Here is a 23,980-nt window from a genome sequence, read left to right as displayed (position 1 = left end):
TTTTCATCCTTTCCGAGGTTACTTATCCGGCGATTCCAAAGCGGCGGCGGAAACTGTTTTACCTTCGCTGGCGCTGGCCGTGACGGGAACGTTACGTTCGCTTTTCAGATGCTCGTCTGAAAAGAGCACTTCTTCGAGTTCACGATCGAGTTTGCGCAGCTGCTCAATCAGGTCATCACGCTGGCGTCTCAGCTCGGTTATCTGGTCAGCTCGCGACTGTGATGTCACCAGGGCGGCTTCGGCGGCTTTATCCAAGCCCTTTTGCATGATTTCGTCGATGTCCTCACGCAGGTTCGCGTCGACCTCGCGGGTCGGCGCGGTTTGTAGCGAAGAATCAATCGACTCGGCGTTCGGATCCCACTCTTCGTTCACGTTGTGAGCCCCCACAGAATTCTTGCGCGAACGCAGCACGATGAGGACCACCATCACCAGCAGGATGGTCAGGTCAAGCAGCGCCCCGACTATGGGGTGCGCCCGACCCGCCAGAGCGGCAATCCACCAGGTTGCGTAGCCGACCACACCCGCGCAGGGTAGGGTGATGACCCAAGCGGACGCCATCCGCATGGCGACTCCCCAGCGCACGGTAGCACCTTTCTTGCCCAACCCGGTGCCCAAGATAGCACCGGTGGTCACGTGGGTAGTGGACAAAGCCATCCCCCCAGCAGCCGAGGTTAGAATGATAGCCGCGGAGGTCGCTTCTGCAGCCATTCCCTGGGGAGGCTCCAGGTCGACCAGACCTTTACCCAAAGTGCGGATAACCCGCCAGCCACCGGAGAGCGTTCCTGCCGCAATTGCTACCGCGCAAGCCAGGATGACCAGGACGGGGATCCGATCCTCCGCAGTTGCGTTACCGGTCGCGATGAGGGCCAGGAAAATCACGCCCATCGTCTTTTGGGCATCGCCCGCGCCGTGAGCCAGTGACACCAGGCAAGCGGTGATGACTTGGCCGTGACGGAAGTGGGAGGCTTTCCGCTCTTTCGGAATCGTGTTCGTAATCCAGTAGACCAGGGCAGTAGCCGTGGCGGACACGCCGGCCGCGATGAGGGGAGAGACCACGGCAGGAATCACAATCTTGCCCAGGATAGAACCCCATTCCACGCCCCCGGCACCCATCGCCGCGAACGCCGCGCCAATCATGCCGCCGAACAGGGCGTGGGAGGAACTGGAAGGCAACCCCAGTAGCCACGTAAATAGGTTCCAGATAATGGCTCCTATCAGGGCTGAAAGCACCACCATCAACAGGTTGATGCCCTCGGCCTGGTTGGTGAGGTCATAAGAACTTAAATCGACAATGCCGCTGGCGACTGTGGCGGCGACGTTCACGGAGAGGAACGCCCCGACCATGTTCAAACCGGCAGAAATCGCTACCGCTTGAAAGGGCTTGAGGGCACCGGTCGAGATAGAAGTGGCCATGGCATTGGCGGTATCGTGGAAGCCATTAGTGAAGTCGAAAGACAGTGCCGTAATGATGACGATTGCGAGCACGATAGTGGCAGTTATTTCCAAAGCAGCATCCTTAGGATTGTGAGAGTGACTGCCGGAAGTCCAAGCCGCCGTTTGTAACTGGCAGCCCTCGCCCGGTAATCCAAAGGAACTCTACCTTTCGACTGTTAACTGAACATTGCACTAGTGTTAAATGCGTGTAAATTATGGGCAGAATTTTTGTTAAAACTTTTGGGGAGGCTCACTGCCGTGAACCTCCCCAATAATGACTTTTAGCCCGTTTGTATTGACCGACACAAAAACAAAAACCGCGCCAAGACGAACCCTGACGCGGCATTCAAGAAGTGAATCGGGTTTAGCGACCCGTGTTGCGCACCACTCGATTGGACTTGATGCACTTGGTGCAGACGTTCAAATGACGGGGGGTGCCATTAACGATGGCACGAACCCGCTGAATGTTCGGATTGAAACGACGCTTGTTACGTCGGTGAGAGTGAGACACGCTCATCCCGAAACCGGGACCTTTTCCACATACATCGCATACCGCTGCCATGTTCATACCTCTGATTTCTTGTAATTCTTCAAAGTCTTCCACGGGCTTTGAACCCGCAGCTCTCAACGAGCAACCTCACTATGATAAAGCAAACTGGGCCGATACTCAAATCAAACCCCGCTGTAAAAGCAGATTCGTTACGCGCGCCCAAGACACCGCTCGTTCTGAAACACGACGCTGAACCCGCAGGCTAGAATGGGACTGCTAGAACGCCGTTGTTCTGGCAAAACGGTGTAGAAATCCTTTTTCCGGGGAACAGATAGGAGCGATGATGGCTGGGCGTATCGAAGAGGACCTGCTGGGGAAACGTGAAATTCCTGAGGATGTTTACTACGGGGTGCAAACCCTGCGCGCAATCGAGAATTTCCATATATCGGGTAAAAAAATCCAGGATGTTCCCGAGTTCGTGCGAGCCATGGTCCAGGTCAAAAAGGCAGTGGCGTTAGCGAATGAAGAGTTGCACGTGCTTCCCCACGACATCGCTCGCGCCATTGTGGCCGGCTGCGACGAAGTGCTAGAGAAGGGCCGAGCCATGGATCAGTTCCCCGTGGATGTGTTCCAAGGCGGGGCGGGCACCTCGGTGAACATGAACACCAACGAAGTCGTGGCGAACTTGGCTTTGGAACTGTTGGGCTACGAAAAAGGCCGCTACGATATCATTAACCCTAATGACCACGTGAACAAGAGCCAATCCACCAACGACGCCTATCCCACGGGTTTTCGCGTGGCGGTGTACACCCAGCTTCACGATGTGGAGCGGGCAGTACGTGAGCTGTCCGATGCTTTTGCCCGCAAAGGCGAAGAATTTAAAGACATTCTTAAGATGGGCCGCACCCAGCTGCAGGATGCCGTCCCCATGACATTGGGTCAGGAATTCAACGGTTTTTCAGTAAACATAGGTGAGGAACTGACGCGTTTGTCCGTTACGGGGGATTTGCTGTTGGAAATGAACTTGGGGGCGACTGCTATCGGCACCGGTGTAAACACGCCGGAGGGCTATCCAAAGGTTGCGTGCCAAAAGCTCTCGGAAGTGACTGGATACGATATCGTTCCGGCGACTAACCTGCTGGAAGCCACCTCAGATAACGGCGCTTACCTGGCAGTTCACGCGGTGCTGAAGCGGCTGGCGTCCAAGCTGTCGAAAATTTGTGATGACCTGCGACTGCTTTCCTCAGGGCCGCGCTGTGGCCTTCATGAAATTAACCTTCCCGAGATGCAACCGGGTTCCTCGATTATGCCCGCCAAAGTCAACCCGGTTATTCCCGAGGTCGTCGACCAGGTTTGTTTCAAGGTCATGGGCAACGATGTCGCCCTAACCCACGCTGTCGCCGCTGGTCAGCTGCAGCTGAACGTCATGGAACCAGCCGCGGCTCAGTGCATGTTTGAATCCATTGAGCTGCTGACCAACGCTATTGACACCTTGCGCACCAGGTGCATTGACGGTATCACCGCCAACCGTGAAGTCTGCGAAGCATATGTGCATAACTCCATCGGAATCGTCACCTATCTCAACGACATCATCGGTCACCATAATGGTGACTTGATTGGGAAAGAAGCCGCGAAGACCGGCAAGTCAGTCAGGGAACTGGTCATTGAAAAAGGCTTGATGACCCCCGCGGAGCTTGACGAAGTTCTCAGCTTGGAGTCTCTCATGAGCCCCCACTACACCGGCAAGGTCTGGGGCGACGACGAACGGGGTCTGCCCCAGCGTTGAATCCGTGGTGAGGGTCAATTCCCCAGTCTGGTTGGTCCCACTGTCGTTTCGGGTAGCGGCAGTGGGACCGACGTTTATTGTCGCTTGACGCAAAACTGGTCAAACCGGAATGGCAACCAGGAAAACCGAGTGGCAACAGGTAACTTAGGAGGTGACCAGGGAGGAAACAGGTTGGATACCGCGCGACAAAAGTTGGAGACAAAAGACCTTCGCGAATGGTGCGTGCGCACGGGGGAGGTCTTGAATCAGGCGCGGGATTTGCTGGACGACCTCAACACTTTCCCCGTACCGAATTTCAACACCGGGGCTAATCTAGGGAATTCTTGGGCGGCGGCCACGCGTGCGGCGCAAGCCCTGAGTCCCTCCCTGCGTCCCGCGGACTTTATGGGCGCGCTGAGCCGGGAAGTCGCGAAATTTCCCTACGGATCAGTCGGGATTTTCCTCGCTTCCAGTTTTGCCGCCTGTGCCGAGGCCTGGGGGGATGCGCCCGTGGTGCGTCCGGCCGATTTACTGATGGCCATCGATGCCATGGACAGGGCGTTTAAGGCAGTCAGCGGGTCAGATACCTGGGAATTCGGGTTGTCCCGATTGATTTCTACCGTTTCGCAACAGCTTTCGGAACTGGAACTGTTGACTTTGTCACAAGTCGTGGACACGGCTTTGGTTTGTGCGCAGGAAGCTACCATTGATTCCGCTGACGCTCACGGCGGGGTGGGAGATGCCGGCCTGGCGGGGGCCTGCCTGATTTTTGCTTCCTTGGCTGACCTGGCTGCCACAGCTGAAGGTGATGCCGCCACCAATGTTTCCACGGTGCAAGCCATGTTACGCGATTGGGCTAATCGTTCGCGTATCGTTGCGGAAAGTCTGCGGCACACGGTGCCGGGCGGTGAATTTGCCGCCACTTTCCATTTTGAGTCCATGGATATACCTACTGGAAAGCTGCGGGACAGTCTGCGGGCGGCCAGCTCTGAAGTGCTGGTTTGTAAAATTTTAGATGAAATTGGAGTGGGACGTTTCGTAGCGCACGTACATACCCCCTCGCCTCTGGCAGCCCTGCCATATCCGCATGGAGCTGTGCTGATTCAGCATCTCGGCCTCCGCCCTGAAGCCCTCGAAGGCGACGAAGATCCCCTGACTAAACTCACTGCTGATTTTGACAATGTGGTGGTTTTGTCTGACTTTGCCGCCCGCCAGGCCCCGCTCGTGACTCCGGGGCTGCTGGTCCTCAGCGCCGCGCCGGCACTGGTGGAGACCTACGCCAGAGCGGGAGCCACGGTCCTTTTAGGCACGGAAAATCCCGAACAGATTTGTTGGGCCTGGCGCTCCATCCCCAAAGGCCGCGCTACTCTCATCATTCCCACTACCCCTGAAGCGCGCGAAATGGCTCTGACAATGCGCGATTCCCTGGACGATACCGACTGTTCGGACGCTCCTGTGATGGTGGCGGATACCGACGACGAGTTGAGCGCAGCGTGGCTGGTGCAATCCTTGCAGGGGAAACGGTTTCGCGGTGCAGCTTCGGAGCAGCTGCGCGATTTGGAAACCACTTGCCGGGATTTGAAAGCCAGCATCCGGGTTGAACCCTTGTCTGATCATGACTTGGACACCCAGATTCGCGACCTTGTCAACGACCTGGGGTCGAACCGGGAACTCCACGCGGTCATCAGTTCCGAAAATGTCAGCACGGACCGGATGAAGTTGCAGCTCGCTTTGGCGAAATACGCGGACATTGAACTTGTCGCCTATTACGGAGGACAGCCCGGCCCCACCTGCATCGGAGTTCGGTTTTGACATCTGTGGTGTGTCCCCGCGATGACCTCCGCTTTTCCAACACTTCCGAATTTTCGGTGAGAGGCTCCCTGATAAGGTGAAACCATGGTGAACTTGCAGACCCCTCTGGAGCGGATAGTTAAGGCGAAATCCGTAGTCTCCAAGTTCGCTCACCTGGGGGTATTGACCTTGGGTGATTTGCTGTGGTACCCGCCGCGGCGAACCTATCGATGGGGAGAACTGACCCGTTTTGACTCGCTAATCCCCGGGGCGGATGTCACCGTTTTTGCGGTGGTGATGGATTCGCGTCTGGGCTGGACTCGCCGCCACGACAAAGCCATGCTCACGGTAACCCTGCAGGACCAGCTGGAAACGGACGCTTTCGACGAGGGAGGATTCCGTCCGGACTTGTGGGGAAAGAGGCCCAACCGCCTGACCGTGCGTTTCTTTGCGAAACACCCCAACGCCTTAAACATGCACGCAAATCGCCTGGAAAAGGGGACTTTAGCGGTTTTTGCCGGGCGACTTTCGGGTAAACCGGGCAGCCGGGCCAGTGAAGCCTTCTTGGCTCATCCGGAATACCGGGTGCTGGCCGATTATGACCCGGAAGTCGTGAAAACCCTCTCAACCCGACCTCAGCCGCTCTATCATGCCACCGCGGGTCTGCCCTCGTGGAAAATCGGGAAAATTATTGACACTCAGCTGCTGATGCTAAACCCCGCGGAGATACCCGAAGCCATCCCCGACTCGCTGCGCCGCGAGAGGAACCTCCCTGACGCGTACACAGCTTTGCTCGGCTTGCACCACCCGGAAACCGATGCCCAATACCAGGCCGCAGTGGATTATCTGCGGTTCCGTGAGGCATTTACGCTGGGCGCGGCTCTGGCCAAAGCCCGCAACCAGGTCCAAGCCCATCCGGCCTGGTCCTTGCCGGTTTCTCGGGACGCTTCCGCATCGAGTACGGGTGAGTGCGGGGAACCTGGCGACCTGGTTTCACAAGTCGTGGCGGGGTTGCCTTTCCAGCTCACTGCCGGGCAGTGCCAGGTATGGAATGAAATCGCGGGGGACATTGCCCGCGAAGTCCCGATGAATCGGCTGTTGCAGGGAGAGGTGGGGTCGGGCAAGACCGTGGTTTCGGCTTTGGCGTGTGTCGCCGCGGTACAAAACGGTTTTCAAGCCGCTTTCATGGCTCCCACAGAAGTCCTCGCCCACCAGCATTTTCAGACCCTGAATCGGTTGTTGGGGGCACTGGCGGATCCTCTGGGCGAGCTATCGGGGGCACAGCCCGGTACGGATAGTGTCCCGCTACGTTTGCTGACCGGTTCAACATCCGCGCCGGAGAAACGAGAAATTGCTGACCGGGGGGCGGTCGGTGAGCCGATGCTGGTGGTGGGAACCCAGGCTCTGCTGACTGAGTCGCTGCATTTGTCTCGCCTGGCCCTGGTTGTGGTTGATGAGCAGCACCGTTTCGGGGTGGAACAGCGCGGAGCTCTGCTGGCGAAAGGGGAGAGAGCCCCACATTTCTTGACCATGACCGCTACGCCGATACCGCGAACCGTAGCCATGACGGTGTTTGGGGACTTGGATGTTTCCGTGTTGCGCCAGCTGCCCGAGGGACGCGCGGAGGTCCAGACGTTCCTGGTCAACGAAGCAAATGTGCGGTGGGTCACGCGTGCCTGGAGCCGGGCCGCGGAAGAAATCGAACGGGGAGGGCGAGTCTATGTGCTTTGCCCCAAGATTGCGCCGGACGCCTCTGAACTGGACTCTGCCGACTCTGCTGCTCTCCAGAACCCTCCGGAAACCGGGCGGAAAAAGCGAAAGACCGCCGCGAAAACCAGCTGGGGCGATGATTTAGCCGGGTTTGGAGAACTCGAAGAGCTGGAGCCCGGCCGGGTCCTGCACACCGTCACCCAGACTGCGTCACAACTGGCTGAACTGCCCGTATTTAGAGATATTCCGATTGGGGTGGCACATTCCAACCTGGATTCCGGTGCCAAACAACAGGCCGTGGCGGACTTTGCTACGGGTCGCACCCCGCTGCTGGTGTCCACCACGGTTGTGGAAGTCGGTATGGACGTGCCCGAAGCCTCCATGATGATTATCTTGGATGCCGACCGTTACGGGATTTCACAGCTGCACCAGCTGCGAGGGCGGATTGGCCGCGGTTCGCGTCCCGGCGTTTGCCTCGCCATTGCCCCCCTAGATTTCCCGCCCGTTTCGGACAATCTGGCGGATTTGATGGCACAAGCGGGGGAGGGGGCGCTGGCTCCGGCCCTGGCGCGCCTGCTGGCTTTTGCAGCGAGCCGGGACGGGTTCGCGCTGGCTGAAGCTGATTTGAGAATCCGCCGGGAGGGCGATGTCCTGGGTCAAAGCCAGTCGGGCCGCCGTTCCCGGCTAAAGGTGCTTTCCTTGGTTAGTGACGCGGAAGTCATTGCGGCCGCCAAAGCCGCAGCTGCCACGGTGGTGGCGGAAGATCCCCAGCTCAGTGCACACCCGGAGTTGGCTCGGTTGGTGTTTGACCTGGGGGAAGGGGCTCAGAATCTCACGAAGTCCTAGGGAGTACAGCTGGCGTGTTTAAACTTGGTAAAATTCCCTCTGTGTGTTCATGGTGGCGGCGTCTGGGAGCGTTTATCGCGATGCTGACGGTGACGCTGGCGGCCCTTCCCCAAGCCAGTGCGATACCTGCCGCTGCCCGCGGGACGCTGGCCGTTCCTGGCCTGTGGACGCAGGGTGTCAATGCCGTGGCACCTTCCCCGGACGCCCCCGGCGTGCTGTTTTTGGGGATGAGCGGTCTGAAGCCCAGCGACCTCGATTTACAGGGCAATCAGCTGGGGGAAATGCTGGTTCCGTTTACGTTTTCAGCACTGAGCACGCGGTCATTTCGGATTTATACCTGCCCCACCGAAGGATGGATGCAGCTGCGGGCTCGCGGCGATGTTGCCGACGAAGAAGGGCGCCGGTTGGCTAAAACTGTAGGGTCGCAATGCTTGGGGATGAAGCTGGTGAAGGGCGATGGCACGGCCGTGCAGACACCGGTTCAGGTCGAACCTGCCGCCGCCACGCCCTTGCCAAATGCTGCAGCTGTCACCTATGCCCAGTTTAAAGGCCGCACCGAAAACATTACCTGGCCCACTCGCGGGATTTTTGCGACGGATGCTTGGGCGGTCGGACGAAATGCAGGAATACCGCTGGCGAATCGCCGCGGTCAGGTCGCCCACTGGCTGCCCTTGCCGGTCGTCCCCGAAATGGTGCGAATCAATCCTTCCACGCTCGATTCCCTCTATAACGAGCGTACCGGGGCTGGGGCCAGAGCCGCACTTGCCGCCAAAGCCCAACAGTCCACCTCGCCGCTAGGCAAGACCTTAAAGAACCGGACATCTTTGGAATCTGTGTGGCAGAGCCTTCTCGCCGCCGCTCCCAGCGATGTTGTGGTGGATTTGGATACGGTTGACACCGCTGTGCTGAATCAGAACACCTACGACACGGCAAAGACCCTGTCCCTACAGCAGCTGTCCGCCATCCTGAGCGCAAATCAGAGCGCGGCGCACCCTCGTCCGGTCATTATCGCTTCTTTGGGGGATTTTGAAGGTGCCAGATCCCTGCAGCTGCTGGCAGCGCAGACTCCCGGGTTGGCGCTGACGGGCGGGGAGTCTGCCGCAGCTTCCGACGCTGGGACTGCTGGCGCTGGTGTTCTCTACACTTCCACGACTCACGCCGCCGGCTTAGCAACTCTTGCCGACGTACGCGGTTTAGTGTTGAACGCGCGCACATACCTGGATCCCAAGCTGGTCTCCCCGGCGAATATCACCCTTCCTGAGCTGAAAGTTAACCCGGTCGCTAGCGTGGCCGAGGCTTGTTCCGTGATTACCGAGCAGCAGCGTCACGCCAGTTCAGCCCTGCGCGCCAACTCACGGTGGTACCAGGTCTTTCATCTGCTGTCTTACCTGGCGATTGGGGCGCTGATAATCTGGGCTTTTGCATCGCGTGGCTCGCGGCGTTTAGCAAACAGCTGGTGGGTGGTACGTCTCCTGGGTCTTATTGCCTTTGCGATGCTACCGGCAGCGCTGATTCTGAACTGGATTCCGTGGTGGAACTTGCCCGGTACCGACTCTACGGTTGGAGCAATCGCGGTAGCCCTGGCCTTGACTGCGGTGATTGCGGCGGCTTTGGTGGGTATTCTGTGGCGTAGTCCTCACGCGGTGTCTATTCTGGCAGGGATTTCATTCTTTATTTTGGCGCTGGACATTGTCCTGGGGTCCGCCCATCAACGCAACGGATTTATGGGTTCCCTGGTCCTCAGTTCGCGGCGCTACTACGGCATTTCTAACCGGACCTACATCATTCTCATTATCGGGGCTCTCCTGGCATTACTGCCGGTCCTGCAACGTTTCTGGGGCCAACGCTGGGCCGCCTGGGTCACCGCGGGGCTCGGTGTCGCAGTCCTCTTGATTGATGCATTGCCCGGTTGGGGTGCGGACTTCGGGGGACCTCCGGGAATTATTCTGGCCTTTGGGATAGTCGCCTTGATGGCTGCTGGAGTACGACCGCGCTGGTGGCACGCCGGTGTCTGGGTGGTGCTCACACTAGGGGTGATGGGGGCTATCGGCTGGTTCTCCCGCGGTTCAGACAGTCATATCGGGAACTTTTGGTCGAATCTGGGCAGCAGTGAAAGTCAGGAGTTGATTGCCGGAAAGGTCCGTGATGTGCTGCGTTCTTTTGAAAACAACCTCGGGGTCGTCATTCTATTAGCGCTGGTAGTAGTGGCGCTAGTGGTGGCTATGGTGATGGTAAAACGCCGCCAAGTGTCCTGGCCGTGGTGGGTGTCCACCTGGGATCAGCTCACTGACCTGCCTGCCCTGCGCATCGTGGCTTTGGGTATTTTGTTGGGCATGGCGGTGGCTGTGCCTATCAACGATTCCGGGATGATGATTGTGAAGGAAGCTATCTATCTGGTACTGCCAGCTCTGAGTGCTGTGATTGCACAGCGAGCCATCCAACTCAACCGCAGTCCCGAGCCTTCTGCAAATAAGTGACCAGGGTATCCCCGTAGTTCTTCGTGCCATCGGCTTGCAGTCCCGAAGGAATCTCAGGGGTAGGAAACTTTTTTGATGTCTCCAGTACCATGACCCCCTCCGGGCTGAAGTGCGCGGTCAGGCCTGCCAGAATCTCTGAAAGCACGTAAGGCGCTAAAGCATAAGGGGGGTCCAAGAAAATGAGGTCAAAACAATCCGTGGGTTTCAGTTCAGAAACGTACTTGGCGGCATCTTTCACCACGACACGGGAGCAATCCCGATAGTGCAGGGTATCTATGTTCGCACGCAGCACCTTGGCTGCCGACCGGGCGGCATCGACAAAAACCGCGCTTGCCCCGCCACGAGACAGCGCCTCCAGGCCCAGGGCTCCCGAACCGGCGAACAAATCCAAAACCGCGGCACCTTGTGGGAATCCAGAACAAAGCAGGTGGGAAAACATCGCTTCGCGCACCCGCTCGGAAGTGGGGCGGGTTCCCGACTTCGGCACAGTCAGGTGCAAGCCTCCCTTTTCGCCAGCAACAATTCGTGTCACAGACCACAGCCTAGCCGAATTGCCGGTAATCTGGATATGTGACTCAAGCGCTTTGCCCCGGAACTTTTGACCCGTTCACCTATGGACACCTCGATATGGTGCGCCAATGTTTGACCTTTGCAGATGTTGTAGTCATTGGAATTGCCGAGAATTCAAAGAAAACCCCGCTACTTTCGTTGGATAAACGCATCGAATTGGCTCAGACCACGATTCGGGAAGCGAAACTCGATACCCGCGTCAACGTAGAAATTGTGGAAGGACTGATAGCTGATTTCTGTAAAGAACATCATATTGACGTTATTGCGAAAGGACTGCGTACTTCCCAGGACTTTGATTACGAAAATCCGATGAGTCAGATGAATCGCCAAATCGGGGCTCCGCCGACCGTGTTTGTGGGCTGCAAACCGGCGTTGATTCACGTCTCAAGTTCTATGGTTAAGGAAGTCGCCAGTTACGGAGCTGATGTCTATACCATGGTTTGTGCGGATACCGCGCAAGCTCTGTATGAGGCTTACCAAGTTAGCCCCCCAAACCGGGATAATAATGTCATATCAGCCCGTTTCGACAAGTACAACAGCTAGGGAGAAAAATGAGCGAGGAAAACAGGGACGACCAAATGATGGAATCAGCGGATTTACCTACCACTGCTGAGGACAGTTCAGATGAACCCGATGTTGGGCAGGCGACCCCCGCGACCCCCGGTTCCGATTCGGATTCGACGGCCACGGGCCAAGCTGACAAGGCAGAATTTGTAGAGCCCGAAGCCTTAACCTCAGAGCAAATGGTGGCCGCACTGAACGCCCAGGATTACAAGGGCTCGGAGCTGATGGATGTATTAGCCCAGATGGAAGCCCTAATTGCCCAGGCGCGCTCCCTACCCATGAGTTCATCCGTGCTGGTTAATAAAGCCCAGGCTCTCTCTTTGCTGGAATCGGCCCGCGAGGCGATGCCTACCGATATTCGCATCGCCAACCAGATCGTGGCCGGAGCTAATGCGGTCATTGCTCGTGCCCAAGAAGAGGCTGAAGCCGCCTTAGCGCAGGCCAATTCCACTTCAGAACGAATCCAAGCCGATGCTCACGCGCGGGCTGACGAACTGGTCAACCAGGAACGCATCGTCGTTATGGCCAAGGAACGCGCCGAGATGATAATTGAGGCCGCGACTCGTCAGGCGACCGACCTGACTGCGGGAGCTGACCGCTATTGTGAGGAAAAGCTGACGGCGCTGGAAGAAACTCTGGACAAGCTAAAGGAACAGTCCGCGGCGGGCCGGCGAGTCTTGAGCGAACGCGCCCGGTTTTACCCCGATGATTTGCCCCAACCGGAGGCGGAAACCTCGGAGGCCAAACATGACTAGCGGCGCCAAAGCGCATGATGCCAGGAAAAAGTCGGCTCGGTTAGACAGCCAGGACGCCGGGTCTGACTACCGCATTGCCTTAACCTCCCTGCCAGGCAATCCCGGAAAGACACTCGAACTGCACGATTACCTGTTGCCGCTGCCGGACACCTGGACGAACGGAGTCGTGACCCTGCGGGAGGCTGAAGGCAGTTTCGAGGTTAGTTTGCAGTCCCTGCACGAGGGAATTTTGGTCAACCTGCGGGGTGCGGTACCGACAGATGCCCAATGTTCGCGCTGTTTAGACCCGGTTCCAGGGACGGTAGCAGTCAACGAGACTCAGATGTTCTTCTTTCCTGGCGCCCGCGAAGCTGCCCGCCAGGAGGGTGACGAGGAATGGGAGGACATCCTCGAAGTGAGCGCCGACGATGAGGTGGACCTCGAGCCGGTGCTACGTGATGCCCTGGTGCTGGGCATGGAGACTTTGCCGCTGTGCAGCCCCGACTGCCGGGGGTTATGCCCGGATTGCGGGGAAAAGTTTGCGGATTTACCACCCGATCACCATCACGAAGTCTTGGATCCGCGCTGGGCCGTGCTGGGGGATTTAGCCAATGAGCTGCGAGCTCAGGAAGCCGGAGGGGACGAAGCCTCGTGAACCAGTCCCCGAACCTGAAAACCGACAACACTGGCGAATCGGGTAAACCCAGAGCCACCTTGGAACGTTTACTTGCCGACTGGGGGCAGCCGGTCGATAAAGAACTTTTGGTGGTCGCGATGACCCACCGGTCTTTTGCACACGAACACGGGAAAACCGGCTCGGCCGGCACGAATGAAAGACTGGAATTTTTAGGGGACGCGGTGTTACAGATTGTGGTCACCGAGTATCTGTTCCGTAACTTCCCCGATGTTCCCGAGGGCGAGTTAGCTCCGATGCGCGCCGCCACCGTCAGCCAAACCCCGCTGGCAGAAGTCGCGCGACGGCTGCACCTGGGCGATTACGTCCTGCTGGGAATCGGTGAGGACCGGCAGGGAGGCCGGGAAAAGGACTCCATTTTGTCCGACACTTTAGAGGCTCTGATTGGCGCGTCCTACCTCACTTCAGGTTTGGAATCGACACGGGTCACCATAGAGCGTCACCTGCGGCGGTACTTGCGTAACGCGCCGCGCCGGGCGGTCGGAATGGATTGGAAGACCCATCTGAGCGAGTTTGCGGCCGCTAACTCGCTGGGCGAACCGGAGTACACGGTGCAGGGCAGCGGCCCGGATCACGCCCGTGTATTCAGAGCCGAAATTCGCTTGGACGGTGAGGTCCTGGGCGAAGGTCAGGGCACTTCCAAGAAATCCGCCGAACATAGCGCTGCCGAGGCCGCTTTTGAGGCGCTGCAAGATCGTTTCGGGGATCAGGTGGCGGATGCCTGAACTTCCCGAAGTGGAGACGATTCGCCGGAATCTGGAACAAACCGTGGTGGGCGCGCGGATCCTGAGCGTCAGCAACCCCACCCATGAGCGGACTTTGCGTAACCAGCAGGAAGGAATCGCCGGGTTGCGCGCGGGCCTGGAGGGAGCGCGTCTGGGTGCGGCAGTACGGCGCGGAAAGTTTTTGTGGTTTCCCTTAGCGGGTGATGTCCCCATTTCTGAAGGTTCGCCTGCCCTCGTGATACACCTGGGCATGTCGGGTCAGCTGCGGGTCGAATCCGGAGGCGCAGTTCAGCATTCGGCCGGCTCAGCCACTCCAGCGAAAACCGCCCAGCAACGTCAGAAGGAATCTCATTCCTTCACCCATGAGCGCCTCCGCTTCACCCTCGACAACGGGAAAGACCTGGTATTTTGCGACCAACGTACCTTTGGACATGTCGAAATCAGGCCGCTGCGTCTCACCGCGGATGGTGCCCCCGGAGGAACGGGGGCCCCGGAACCTCTGCTGCCGCAGGGCGTGGAACACGTTGCTCGCGATGTGCTGGATCCGAGCCGCGACACAACGGAGTTCGTGAAAAAAACTCGCGCCAGTACCCGAGCTATAAAAACCAAGCTATTAGATCAGAGCATCATCTCCGGTATTGGTAATATTTACGCAGATGAAGGCCTGTTTGCTGCGCAGATACATCCCGCTACGCCCGGCCGGTCACTCGGTGAGAGGAAACTACGGGAATTGCTGAGTGCCGTGGCGGCGGTGATGGAGCAGGCTTTGCATTTCGGAGGTACTTCATTTGACAGCCTGTACGTGAATTCTTGGGGTAACCCGGGTGAATTCGCGAAAGAGTTGCAGGTTTACGGGCGCGGCGGTCTAAGTTGCCGCCGCTGTGAGACCCGGCTCGATAAGATGATTATTGACGGTCGCTCCAGCGTGTTCTGCCCACGCTGCCAGCGAAAGCGTTAGGAAGGACCAAAGATGACTGAGCTGTCGGAGATTCGCGTCATGATTGTTGACGACCACGAGATTGTACGCCGTGGAATCGCCGAGATTGTGGACAGAGCTCCAGGTTTGCAGGTCGTCGCCGAAGCTGGTTCGGTTGCCGAAGCCCTGTCGAGGGCCGAGTTGGCTAACCCGAACGTGGTTTTGGTGGACTTGCAGCTGCCCGACGGCACCGGCATCGATTTGATTCGCCAGCTGCGAGTATTGACACCAAACGCGCGCATGATTGTGCTGACCTCTTTTGACGATGACGAAGCGCTGGCAGAATCCCTGGAAGTGGGAGCGGCCGCTTATCTGTTGAAAACCGTGGCAGGCGTGGAAATTACGAACGTCATCAAGGCTGTGGCGGCGGGGCGGACCCTGCTTGATGAGCGTACGGTGACCCGCACCAGCGCTAATCGCAGCGACCCTACCGAACACTTGACCCCCACTGAAAAGAAAATCTTGGGATTAATCGGCGATGGCCTGTCTAACCGAGAAATCGGAGACACTCTGGGCGTGGCCGAAAAGACCGTGAAAAACCACATTACCGCACTGCTGTCGAAAATGGGTTTGCAGCGGCGTACCCAGGTGGCGGCGTGGGTTGCTTCGCAGCGTTCCGCCGAGTGGCGCAAGAACTCTCCGCGTTCGGAATTATGAATCTGTCCGGCACGCGGCTTTAGTTCCCAGTTAATTAAGTGGGATACACCACGTCAAAAGGGTTCCGCTGGCACCGTCAGGGCGTTTTCCGATGCGCATCATCCCCAGGTGAATCGTGGCGCGCGCGGTCATATTAGCCAAGCCCGAATGATGGTCAATCTTGGAATCAATCCCGCACCCGTCGTCTTGAATTTCCACTCGCAGCAGTCCGTTGGGCTGGGTTGGTGCGGGTACGCTCGCGTCGGTAAGGGCGCATCGGGGAGGAATCAACTCAGGATTGAACCAAATATCAACTTCCAGACGCACCTCGGTCGCGTGAGCGTGGCGAGCCACGTTCGTCAGGCCCTCACGCACGACTGCTAAAACATCCGAAATGAGGGAATCCGGCAGCTTCCGACGCAGCCGTTCCTCCAGTCGTTCCATATTGTCCAGGGTGCAAACTTCATCGTCTACGCGCACAATGAGCGACGGCGCAAATCCGAGGGAGCGGCGGGATAACGAAGCCTCCATCCGCAATCCGCCCAACAGCTCCGGTTCCGCGGTGTCTTGATCTTTCAACTCGCTGACAATCCGGCGGATTTCCCCCACCGAGTCGCCCACTGAACGCAGCGCTTCATCCAGGGTGGTGCGAATTGTTTGAGCTGTGAGTTCCTGATCGCTGAGGTCCTCTTTTAAGGCTTCAAGGTGAAGGGAGGTCGCAAATAGCTGTTGTATAGCCAGATCGTGCAGGTCGCGGGCGATGCGCTGGCGTTCTTCCAGCAGTTCCGCGCGGTCCTCGGACTGCCGCACGCCGGACAGACGCAGCGCCAAAGTGGCTTGGGCCGCGAAGTTCTCGGCGGCTCGCAAATCTGGGACGGTAAATTCGGGGCTGCCGGGGTTACGAAACAGGATAATGACCCCGCCGGCGGTTCCGCGCTCGCTCATGGGGGCATAGAGAGCCGGCCCAAAAATGGACAGTTCGGGAACCCGCAGTAAGTTCGCGCGTTCCATAGATTCCACGATGATGCCGACATTGTTGCGAATGACCGACTGGGCGCGTCCTTCGGGAGGAAATTCCAAACCAATCATCTGTTCAGCAGCCTCGCCGTCAGCAATTTCACAGATGTATTTTCCGCCTAAACTGGGCAGTACAATCAAGGTTGTATCAGCTTCCGCAACCCTGCGCACGGAGGAGGCGATGAGGGACAGCGCTTCTTCCTCATCGGTATCTTCCAGCAGCGCCGTGGTGATGCTCTGGCTCATGTGGTTCCACCGCTGCAAAGTTTCGAGCTCCAAGTTCAGCGCATTGATTTTTTCGCGCAAAACAGCGTGGCTTTCCCCCAAATATTTATTGACCTTGGGGCTGACTCGCTCAGACGTAGCTCTTCTCCTGTTCTAGGTTCCAACGGTAGGTGGGGTTGGTTTCAACCAAACTGGCGTGCGTTCCGCGAGCGGTGATATAGGTCACGCCCTCCTCGTTTTCGCTATCCAGCTTACCAAGAACTATGACTTCGTCGGCACCGTCCAAGGCGCTGAGCCGATGCGTGACCAGCAGCACGCCGCGTTCCCCGCTCTTACCGGTAGCCAGCAGGTCAGACACGAGTTGGTCGGCCAGAGCTCCGTCCAGGTGCTCGCCGGGTTCGTCCAGGGCGAGGAGCTGCGCCGGGGTTGCTAAAGCTCGCGCTAACAGGATGCGTCGGCGTTCTCCGCCGCTCAACGCGGCCCCGTCCATGCCGAGCTGGGTATCCAGGCCGTCCGGAGCGGCCTGGAGCCACGGCCCCATTCCCGCCTCTTGCAGCAGCTTTTCCGCCTCCACGCTCCCCACATTGGCTCGCGCAACCCGAATGTTCTCAAGGGCGGTGGTGGCGAAAATATGGGCGTCCTCCGCGGTCATGACGATTTTTTCACTCAAGGTGGGGCGCGGCAGCGCGGTGATGTCGATTCCTCCCAACGTAAGGCTACCGCCTCGAGGTGGAATCAAACCTGCCAGGGTGTAAAGCAGCGTGGATTTGCCGATTCCAGAGCGCCCTACAATCGCCAGAGCCTTGCCGGGGCACAGCTCCAAATCAATCCCACTGGCAATAATCGGTCCCCCGGGCCACCCAATCTCCAGGTCTTTGGCCACGAGGTGAGCCTCAACTTCAGTGACGGGCGAGATTTTCGCGCGCTGCCCCTCCACGTTGACTGCCACCTCCGGGGCAGCATCGCTGGTCGGGGCGGCGTCTGCTGCGTAAATCTGCTTCAGGGCGGCTTCGACATAGTCAGCTCCACCCATCAAATCCACCAGCCGGGTGGCAGCAGCACCGGAGGACACCAGCTGTACCGCGGCGGCGGCAAGTTGGGAGGTCCCTTCAAAAGCTGCCAGGGGGGCCAGCACCAAAATCGCCAGGTTCACGTCCCACAGCTGGCCGCTAACAACCAGGGGAGTGCCGATTAGGAAACCGCACAGGACTGCTGCCCCCATCGAAATATTGTCAATAAAGGCGGCGATGGCAGAGGGACGGGCGGCCTTGTCTTTCAGGCGTTGAATGACATGTTCGACCTGGTTCAGGTGGTCTTGCGAGGCCTGCAAACGTCCGGAAACCGCCAGTTCGCTGGCATTCATCATCAGATTTTGGGCGCTGGCGGTCAGCTCAATCTGGGCCTGTTGCGAAGCCAGCTCAGCGATGCGGGCGGAACGAATCGTCAGCAAAGGCCCTACCACTCCCGCCATCAGCAGGCAGATCAGCAGCGTGAGTGCCGCCAGGGGAGCCAGGAACCAGAACAAAATAACGGTGGCGATAGCGGTGATGGCCGTAACCATTCCGGGCAGGACGGACTTCACCACAAAGTCTCCGACCGAATCGACATCGCCGCCCGTACGGGCCAGGATTTCCCCGCGCCGCAAGGCCGCGATGTTTTTTGCGGGACGACCTGCCAGAATACGGTAAACCGTGTGACGCAAATCGGCAACCCCCAACAGGGCGACCTTGTGAGACGCTAGGCGCTCAAGATACCGAAACAGCGCCCGGCCAATTCCAAAGAAACGCACGGCTACGGCCGCGACTGCCAAGTCCATCCACAGGGCGTCAATCTGAGCGGCACGGGCAATGAGCCATGCCGCCACCACCGACAGCCCGATGGCGCAGGCTAACGTCGAGACACCCAGGAGGATAGCCAGCGCCATATTGGTGCGATTTAAACGCATCATCCGGTAGGTCAGGCGGAGGTTACGCAGCTCTTCGCGAGAAATAAACGCGGTGTTTTTCATGGTGGAATCGGAGAATCCCGCAGCTGATTCCATAAGCTCGACGGGGAAAGTTGACTTGTCGCTACTCATGCGCGCACCTCGTTATCAGCGAAATCCAGGTTCAAAATGAGCGGGGGTAAATCCTCACGTCCATCCGGTTTACGTTTGCGTTCCCGTGGCTTTGGTTTCGCTTCGGCTGCCGCCTGGGCTTCCTGTTCTGCCTCGGCAGCGGTGAAGATTCTGGTGTCGACCGGAATGGACACGTCGGCGACATTTAGCACGGCTTGGCGGTGGGCGATGACAACCACCGTTTTCCCTTGGGTTTTCAGGGCTTTAATCCCGGCAATAACCTGGGTTTCCAGGTTTGCATCCAGGTGCGCGGTCGGCTCGTCCAGCACGATAAACTGTGCCTTTTGGGTCAGGGTGCGGGTCAGCGCCAAGCGTTGCCGCTGACCGACCGACAGGCCCAAACCACCGGCGCCGAGTTGAGTCAGCCAACCGTCTGGGAGCCCCTGCACAACCGTATCGAAGTGAGTGATGCGGCTGGCTTCCGCAAGGGCGGGGCTGGGGTTTTCTCCGGATTCGCCCAAGTTTTCCAGCACTGTTCCGGGCAGAATAGCCGGGTTTTGGGGAACCCAGGCGCATTGTTCCCACCACGAGGCCGGGTCGATGTCGTGTAGTGGCACGTCGCCCCCAGGTCCGCTCACCGTTAACTCTCCCTGGTCCACGGTTTGCAGCCCCAGAAGGCTCATGGCGGTGGTCGTTTTTCCGGAACCGCTGGCGCCGGTCAGGGCGTAAATTTTTCCTGGTTCGAGGCTGGCTGTGAGGCTGGCGGGGGCCCACATACCACGAGCCTTCACGCCTACGTCACGCAACTGGATAGTGGCTTTCGTGAGGTCAGGAGCCGCGAGATTCCCGGTTTTCGGTAGTGGTTCCTCAAGGATGGCAAATGCGGCTTCTGCGGCGGTGACGCCGTCGGAGGAGGCGTGGAATTGCTTGCCAACTTCGCGTAGCGGACTAAAGACCTCCGGGGTCAGCATGATGACCAGCAGCCCGGTGAACAGGTCGAGTTGGTTATTCAACAGGCGAATCCCAACTTCGACCGCGACCAGAGCCACACACAGGGTGGTCAGGAATTCCAGGGCGCCGCCGCTCATGAACGCTACGCGCAACGTCTGCATGGTGGAGCGGGAATATTCGTAGCCGACCCGTTTCACCTGCTTGGCTGGGTCTTGCTCGCGTCCCAGGGATTTCAGGGTAGCCAGGCCAGCCAAGAGATCCACCAGTTGGCCTCCCATACGTTTCATGGAAGCTAAGCGTTTGTCGGAGTATTCCTGGGTCAAAATCCCGATGAGAATCATGAACAGGGGGATGAGCGGAATGGTGGCCAGCACGAACAGAGCGCTAATCCAGTCGAGGTAAAAAATCACCAACAGGGTCAGGGGAGTGACTGTCGCTGAGAGTAAAAGTTGAGGTAGGAAAAAGACAAAGTAAGCATCGAGGTCTTTCAAGGCGCGCACGACCGTGGTTACAGTGTCTTGACCGTGTTGGGTCTGCCAGCGAGGACCGAGTTTGGTGGCGTGTGTCAGGACTTTTTCCCGGATTTCCCGAATCGCGCCCGTTGCTGCCCGGTGCGCAAACCATTGCCGAATCAGCAGGGACAACCCTCTGCCCAAAAGCACTAAAACCAAGACGCCGAGAGTCGGAACGATGAAGGACAAAGGCTGGTGTTCCATGATGACCGGAGTCGCAGCTTTAGAGATGAGCCAATCTTGAGCGATGATGAAAACTGCCGAAAGAAAACCAAAAACAGTGATAAAGATGATGTATACGCGCGCAGATTTAGCGTACTTTAGCAGTCGAGGATCCATGGGTTTCACCCCCTCAGCTTTCCACATTTTAGAAAAAAACTCCACAAAGCAGAACAGCCCTAGGGATTAAAAGCCCTGGTTAAACTGGTGCGGGCGGGCCACCGCAGTGACCCGCCCGTAACGGTTTTAGACCGTCGTCGCTTTATTTAGCCAACCAGGAAGTTCGCGCCTTCGCGAATCTTATCGGGATGCAAGCCGCCTGCAGGTGCCACGCTGATACGAGCGCGGAACATGTAGACAGACCAGATGGTGTAACCCAATACGATCGGAACCAGAATGATGGCCGCTACGGTCATGACAATCTGGGTTCCGGCGGAAGCCGAGGACTGAGCGATAGTCAGCGAGTAGGCCGGATCAATCGAGGACTTCATCACGTTGGGGAAGAGCATGGCAAACACCCAACCAACGCACATTGCAATCGCAACGGAGTTGAAGGTGAAAGCCTTTGCCGAAGCACCCTTGAACGCGAAGAGCAGGCTGACGATGAGGCAGACTGCCGCGAGGACCAGGAAGATCAGCGAGAAGATGAAACCATCACCCTTGAAAGCGAAGGTGCCCCACACCGCAAAGATTGCGGTCAGGACTGTCGAGACGAGACCCAACTTCGGGGCAATCGCGACCGCGCGTTCCTGTACAGCCCCATCAGTCTTAAGAGCCAGGAAGTTGGCGCCTTGGACCAAGGACAGGGAGGCAATCACCAAACCGCCGAGAATCGCGAAGCCGGAACCACCAATCAGCAAGCTCAGCAGCTGGCTGAAGGGGAATTCGCCCAGACCAACGAAGGAGTGAATCTGAGACATACCGGCATTGGCGATGTCGACGTTTTCGGGACCGACCTCGACGAACGGTGTCTTGGGATCGGCCACGATAATCTTCATGCCGGCTACCAGGTTGCCGAAGGCTACACCCAGCAGAATCGGAACTAACCAAGCCGAGATGGTTTGGATGGTGTCCCAGGTACCGCGCCACTTCAGCGTGTCCACCTTGTTGCGCCATTCGATAGCCGCGATACGACCAATCAAGCACAGCAGGACCAGGAACAGAGCGATGTACATACCGGAGAACATCACGGCGTACCACTCGGGAGAAGAAGCGAAGGTCGCGCCACCTGCGGTGAGCAGCCATACTTCGTTACCGTCCCAGTGCGGACCGATAGCGCGAACCATCTGGCCGCGTTCGTCATCGGTCTTACCGAGGATACGCAGCAGCATACCCGTACCCAAGCCGTAGCCTTCCAGAACCAAATAACCAGCCCACAGGACTGCTACGAGGATAAACCAAAGGATTTGCAGAATAGTCATTGTCTGATTTCCTCCTTAGTAAGCGAACGATAGCTCTTGAGAGGCAGCGTTCGGACCACCATCGGAGGCCGGCGTGTTGATGCCCTCTTTGGAGTAACGAACCATGAGCTTGAACCAGATGATACCGAGCACCAGGTAAACCAAGGTGAACAGAATCAACGAAATCAGGAACTCGAGCGGATTGACCACGCCAGACAAACCATCGCCAGTCAGCATGAACACACCTGCTGCGTCGGTCTTGACCGCTAAATCAGAACCGAAAGCATCCTGGTTCGGGTAAACGATAAAGGGCTGACGACCAAACTCAGTCATAATCCAGCCGAAAGCCGCAGACAGGTAAGGCATCGGCAGCGTAATCAGAGCAAGACGCTTCAGACCCTTAGACGTGGAAACCTTGCCGCCGCGGGTTTGGTACAGACCGACCAGAGCCAAGGCTGCACAGAACAGACCCAAGCCCATCATCAGACGGAAAGACCAGAACACCAGCAGGACGGACGGAGAGTAAGGAGCCCAGCTGTAAACGCCGGTTTCACCCTTAATCCCAGAAGTGTTAGCGGTGTCGATGTTCGGAGCCTTATCACCGAACTTGTCCGCGGCGTTCTCTAGCATGGTCTGGGTGCGCTCGGAGGAGTCAGCCATACCAGCAATGGAACGAGAGAACGAGTTGTGCGCCACGAAACCGAGCAAGCCCGGAATCTTGCCGATGCCAACTTCGGTCAACGGCCAGGTGCCGTCATCGTTCTTTTGGATGTCTTGCGGGCAGTCCGAGAAGGCTACCAGAGCCAGGGCGCCGGATTCGCCAGCGCACAGACCTTCCGCGGCAGCCATCTTGGCTGGCTGGTAGTAAACCAAGTGTTGACCCTGCAAGTGGCCCGAAGCGATGGTCAGAACGCCAGCGACCAGCATAATGGTCATGCCCCAGCGGGCAATCGGACGCCAGACTTCGCGAGCTTCGGTGTCGCCGATACCGCCAGCGTTGGCGGCGCGAACCATCCACCACAGAGAAATGCCGGCCACGATGGTGGAGGCCAGCAAGATAGAAGAAGTTACCACGTGGAACACAGCGAGCCACATGGTGGAGTTACCGACAACTTGGAAGAATGCGGTAGCGCCGTTCAAGGTAGCGCGACCGGTAGCCGGGTCAAAGACCGCACCAACCGGGCGCTGCATCCAGGAGTTAGCGCCGATAATCCACAACATAGAGGTGTTGACGCCGGCCATTACCAGCCAAGACACAACAACGTGAGCTTTCTTGGAGATCTTGCCCCAACCGAAGATCCACACTCCGAGGAACGTGGACTCCATGAAGAATGAAAGCAGAGCTTCAAAAGCCAGAGGAGCGCCGAAGATATCACCGACGAAGCGGGAGTACTCGGACCAGCCCATGCCGAATTGGAATTCCTGCACGATACCGGTTGCAACACCCAAGGCAAAGTTAACAATAAACAGCCTTCCAAAGAACCGTGTCGCCTTCAGCCAGTATTCCTTGCCGGTGCGGTACCACAATGTTTCCATCAGTGCTACCAGCAAGGACATGCCGATGGTGAACGGAACCAGGATAAAGTGGTAGACGGTTGTAATACCGAACTGCCACCGCGCCAAGTCGAGGCCTTCAAGCCCCATTGAGACGACGGTCACCTTTTCCGCCTTTCCGTAGATTTATAGAAATTGCATTTAGGACCAGATTTACTTCGTGGTCACACAGCGTAATCGCCAAGTGAACCTGAGCCACTCCCTAAATCTACCCTAAAATTTTACCAACATGTACATTTCGCACCTCATCGGAAGTTTTTTCTGGGTAAAAATCCGACTGTGCGATAGGATGTTGAGCGGAGATAGGGATGTCTTGAGCAGCCCAAGTCGGCAACTCGGAATCCTTTGTGAGCCCGGTCTCACGGTTTCATTAGCCCGGTTTATTCCTTATCTCTCATAGACTTTCCACCGTTTGGTGATGACTGACAACTAAATAGACCGGCAGGTTGCTAGCCGGTCTCTTTCAGGAGCTTTAAAGTGAATAAGACAACAGAATCCGAAACAAATGCGGCTACTAGAAAAACTTCGCGTAATTCCGGTACGGCCCGAACTCGTACTCGGGCCTCCGCGACCAAAGATACGAAAGACCAGACTTTTCAAAAAGTCAATGCCTCTTCAAGGAAGGTAAAGGACG

18 protein-coding genes are annotated in these 23,980 nt (G+C 57.7%); 10 read left to right on the top strand and 8 right to left on the bottom strand.

What is annotated here, in order from left to right:
- Positions 1 to 18 precede the first annotated feature (18 nt).
- Both SPI05_RS04775 and rpmB read right to left on the bottom strand, forming a co-directional pair.
- Entirely contained in the window at positions 19 to 1,506 is a 1,488-nt protein-coding gene (locus SPI05_RS04775; RefSeq protein ID WP_321076613.1) for an inorganic phosphate transporter, read from the bottom strand.
- Between the two features lie 292 nt (positions 1,507 to 1,798).
- Entirely contained in the window at positions 1,799 to 1,996 is a 198-nt protein-coding gene (gene rpmB, locus SPI05_RS04770; protein WP_295028692.1) for a 50S ribosomal protein L28, read from the bottom strand.
- Positions 1,997 to 2,264: 268 nt separating this feature from the next.
- Here rpmB and aspA point away from each other — a divergent pair, with 268 nt between their 5' ends.
- The 4 genes from aspA to SPI05_RS04750 all read left to right on the top strand — a co-directional run bounded on the left by aspA (position 2,265) and on the right by SPI05_RS04750 (position 10,513).
- A complete protein-coding gene (gene aspA, locus SPI05_RS04765; protein ID WP_321076612.1) occupies positions 2,265 to 3,710 on the top strand; it encodes an aspartate ammonia-lyase in 1,446 nt (481 codons plus the stop codon).
- A gap of 171 nt (positions 3,711 to 3,881) precedes the next feature.
- A complete protein-coding gene (locus SPI05_RS04760) occupies positions 3,882 to 5,501 on the top strand; it encodes a hypothetical protein (protein WP_321076610.1) in 1,620 nt (539 codons plus the stop codon).
- A gap of 84 nt (positions 5,502 to 5,585) precedes the next feature.
- The gene (locus tag SPI05_RS04755) at positions 5,586 to 8,036 is read left to right on the top strand and encodes an ATP-dependent DNA helicase RecG (protein WP_321076608.1); all 2,451 of its coding nucleotides are present in this window, start codon (positions 5,586 to 5,588) and stop codon (positions 8,034 to 8,036) included.
- A 41-nt stretch (positions 8,037 to 8,077) separates the two neighbouring features.
- Complete coding sequence (locus SPI05_RS04750) at positions 8,078 to 10,513, top strand: tellurium resistance protein TerC (RefSeq protein ID WP_321076606.1); 2,436 nt, start codon at positions 8,078 to 8,080, stop codon at positions 10,511 to 10,513.
- Here the strand turns inward: SPI05_RS04750 and rsmD are convergent.
- On the bottom strand, positions 10,479 to 11,045 hold the full coding sequence (gene rsmD, locus SPI05_RS04745) for a 16S rRNA (guanine(966)-N(2))-methyltransferase RsmD (RefSeq protein WP_321076604.1): 567 nt from the start codon (positions 11,043 to 11,045) through the stop codon (positions 10,479 to 10,481). The two genes, SPI05_RS04750 and rsmD, sit on opposite strands and share 35 nt — an antisense overlap.
- Before the next feature lie 38 nt (positions 11,046 to 11,083).
- On the opposite strand from rsmD, the gene coaD reads away from it, so the two are divergent.
- From coaD to SPI05_RS04715, 6 genes are read left to right on the top strand one after another with little or no spacing between them, the layout of a single operon-like run.
- Complete coding sequence (gene coaD, locus SPI05_RS04740; RefSeq protein WP_282921709.1) at positions 11,084 to 11,626, top strand: pantetheine-phosphate adenylyltransferase; 543 nt, start codon at positions 11,084 to 11,086, stop codon at positions 11,624 to 11,626.
- An 8-nt stretch (positions 11,627 to 11,634) separates the two neighbouring features.
- Positions 11,635 to 12,402, top strand: coding sequence for a hypothetical protein (locus SPI05_RS04735; protein WP_321076602.1), 768 nt, complete (start codon positions 11,635 to 11,637; stop codon positions 12,400 to 12,402).
- Positions 12,395 to 13,036 carry a YceD family protein gene (locus SPI05_RS04730; protein WP_321076601.1) on the top strand — a complete coding sequence of 214 codons (642 nt, stop codon included), beginning with the start codon at positions 12,395 to 12,397 and terminating at the stop codon, positions 13,034 to 13,036. The genes SPI05_RS04735 and SPI05_RS04730 overlap by 8 nt, the downstream gene beginning before the upstream one ends.
- Complete coding sequence (gene rnc, locus SPI05_RS04725; protein ID WP_321076599.1) at positions 13,033 to 13,800, top strand: ribonuclease III; 768 nt, start codon at positions 13,033 to 13,035, stop codon at positions 13,798 to 13,800. The genes SPI05_RS04730 and rnc overlap by 4 nt, the downstream gene beginning before the upstream one ends.
- Complete coding sequence (mutM, locus tag SPI05_RS04720; protein ID WP_321076598.1) at positions 13,793 to 14,758, top strand: bifunctional DNA-formamidopyrimidine glycosylase/DNA-(apurinic or apyrimidinic site) lyase; 966 nt, start codon at positions 13,793 to 13,795, stop codon at positions 14,756 to 14,758. Before rnc ends, mutM begins: the two co-directional genes overlap by 8 nt.
- 12 nt (positions 14,759 to 14,770) lie before the next feature.
- Positions 14,771 to 15,433: a response regulator gene (locus tag SPI05_RS04715; protein ID WP_295027543.1), complete on the top strand. Its 663-nt coding sequence runs from the start codon at positions 14,771 to 14,773 to the stop codon at positions 15,431 to 15,433.
- A gap of 30 nt (positions 15,434 to 15,463) precedes the next feature.
- Here the strand turns inward: SPI05_RS04715 and SPI05_RS04710 are convergent, their stop codons facing one another.
- From SPI05_RS04710 to SPI05_RS04690, 5 genes are all read right to left on the bottom strand, one after another.
- Positions 15,464 to 16,735 carry a GAF domain-containing sensor histidine kinase gene (locus SPI05_RS04710; protein ID WP_321076596.1) on the bottom strand — a complete coding sequence of 424 codons (1,272 nt, stop codon included), beginning with the start codon at positions 16,733 to 16,735 and terminating at the stop codon, positions 15,464 to 15,466.
- 49 nt (positions 16,736 to 16,784) lie between these two features.
- Complete coding sequence (cydC, locus tag SPI05_RS04705) at positions 16,785 to 18,731, bottom strand: thiol reductant ABC exporter subunit CydC (RefSeq protein WP_321076594.1); 1,947 nt, start codon at positions 18,729 to 18,731, stop codon at positions 16,785 to 16,787.
- Positions 18,728 to 20,512 carry a thiol reductant ABC exporter subunit CydD gene (cydD, locus tag SPI05_RS04700; RefSeq protein WP_321076747.1) on the bottom strand — a complete coding sequence of 595 codons (1,785 nt, stop codon included), beginning with the start codon at positions 20,510 to 20,512 and terminating at the stop codon, positions 18,728 to 18,730. The genes cydC and cydD overlap by 4 nt, the downstream gene beginning before the upstream one ends.
- A gap of 146 nt (positions 20,513 to 20,658) precedes the next feature.
- On the bottom strand, positions 20,659 to 21,813 hold the full coding sequence (gene cydB, locus SPI05_RS04695) for a cytochrome d ubiquinol oxidase subunit II (RefSeq protein WP_321076592.1): 1,155 nt from the start codon (positions 21,811 to 21,813) through the stop codon (positions 20,659 to 20,661).
- A gap of 15 nt (positions 21,814 to 21,828) precedes the next feature.
- On the bottom strand, positions 21,829 to 23,436 hold the full coding sequence (locus SPI05_RS04690) for a cytochrome ubiquinol oxidase subunit I (RefSeq protein WP_321076745.1): 1,608 nt from the start codon (positions 23,434 to 23,436) through the stop codon (positions 21,829 to 21,831).
- Positions 23,437 to 23,980: the final 544 nt, after the last annotated feature.

It is taken from the genome of Mobiluncus sp. (assembly GCF_034180645.1).
GTDB lineage: Bacteria > Actinomycetota > Actinomycetes > Actinomycetales > Actinomycetaceae > Mobiluncus.
This window is presented reverse-complemented; position numbering and strand designations above follow the sequence as displayed.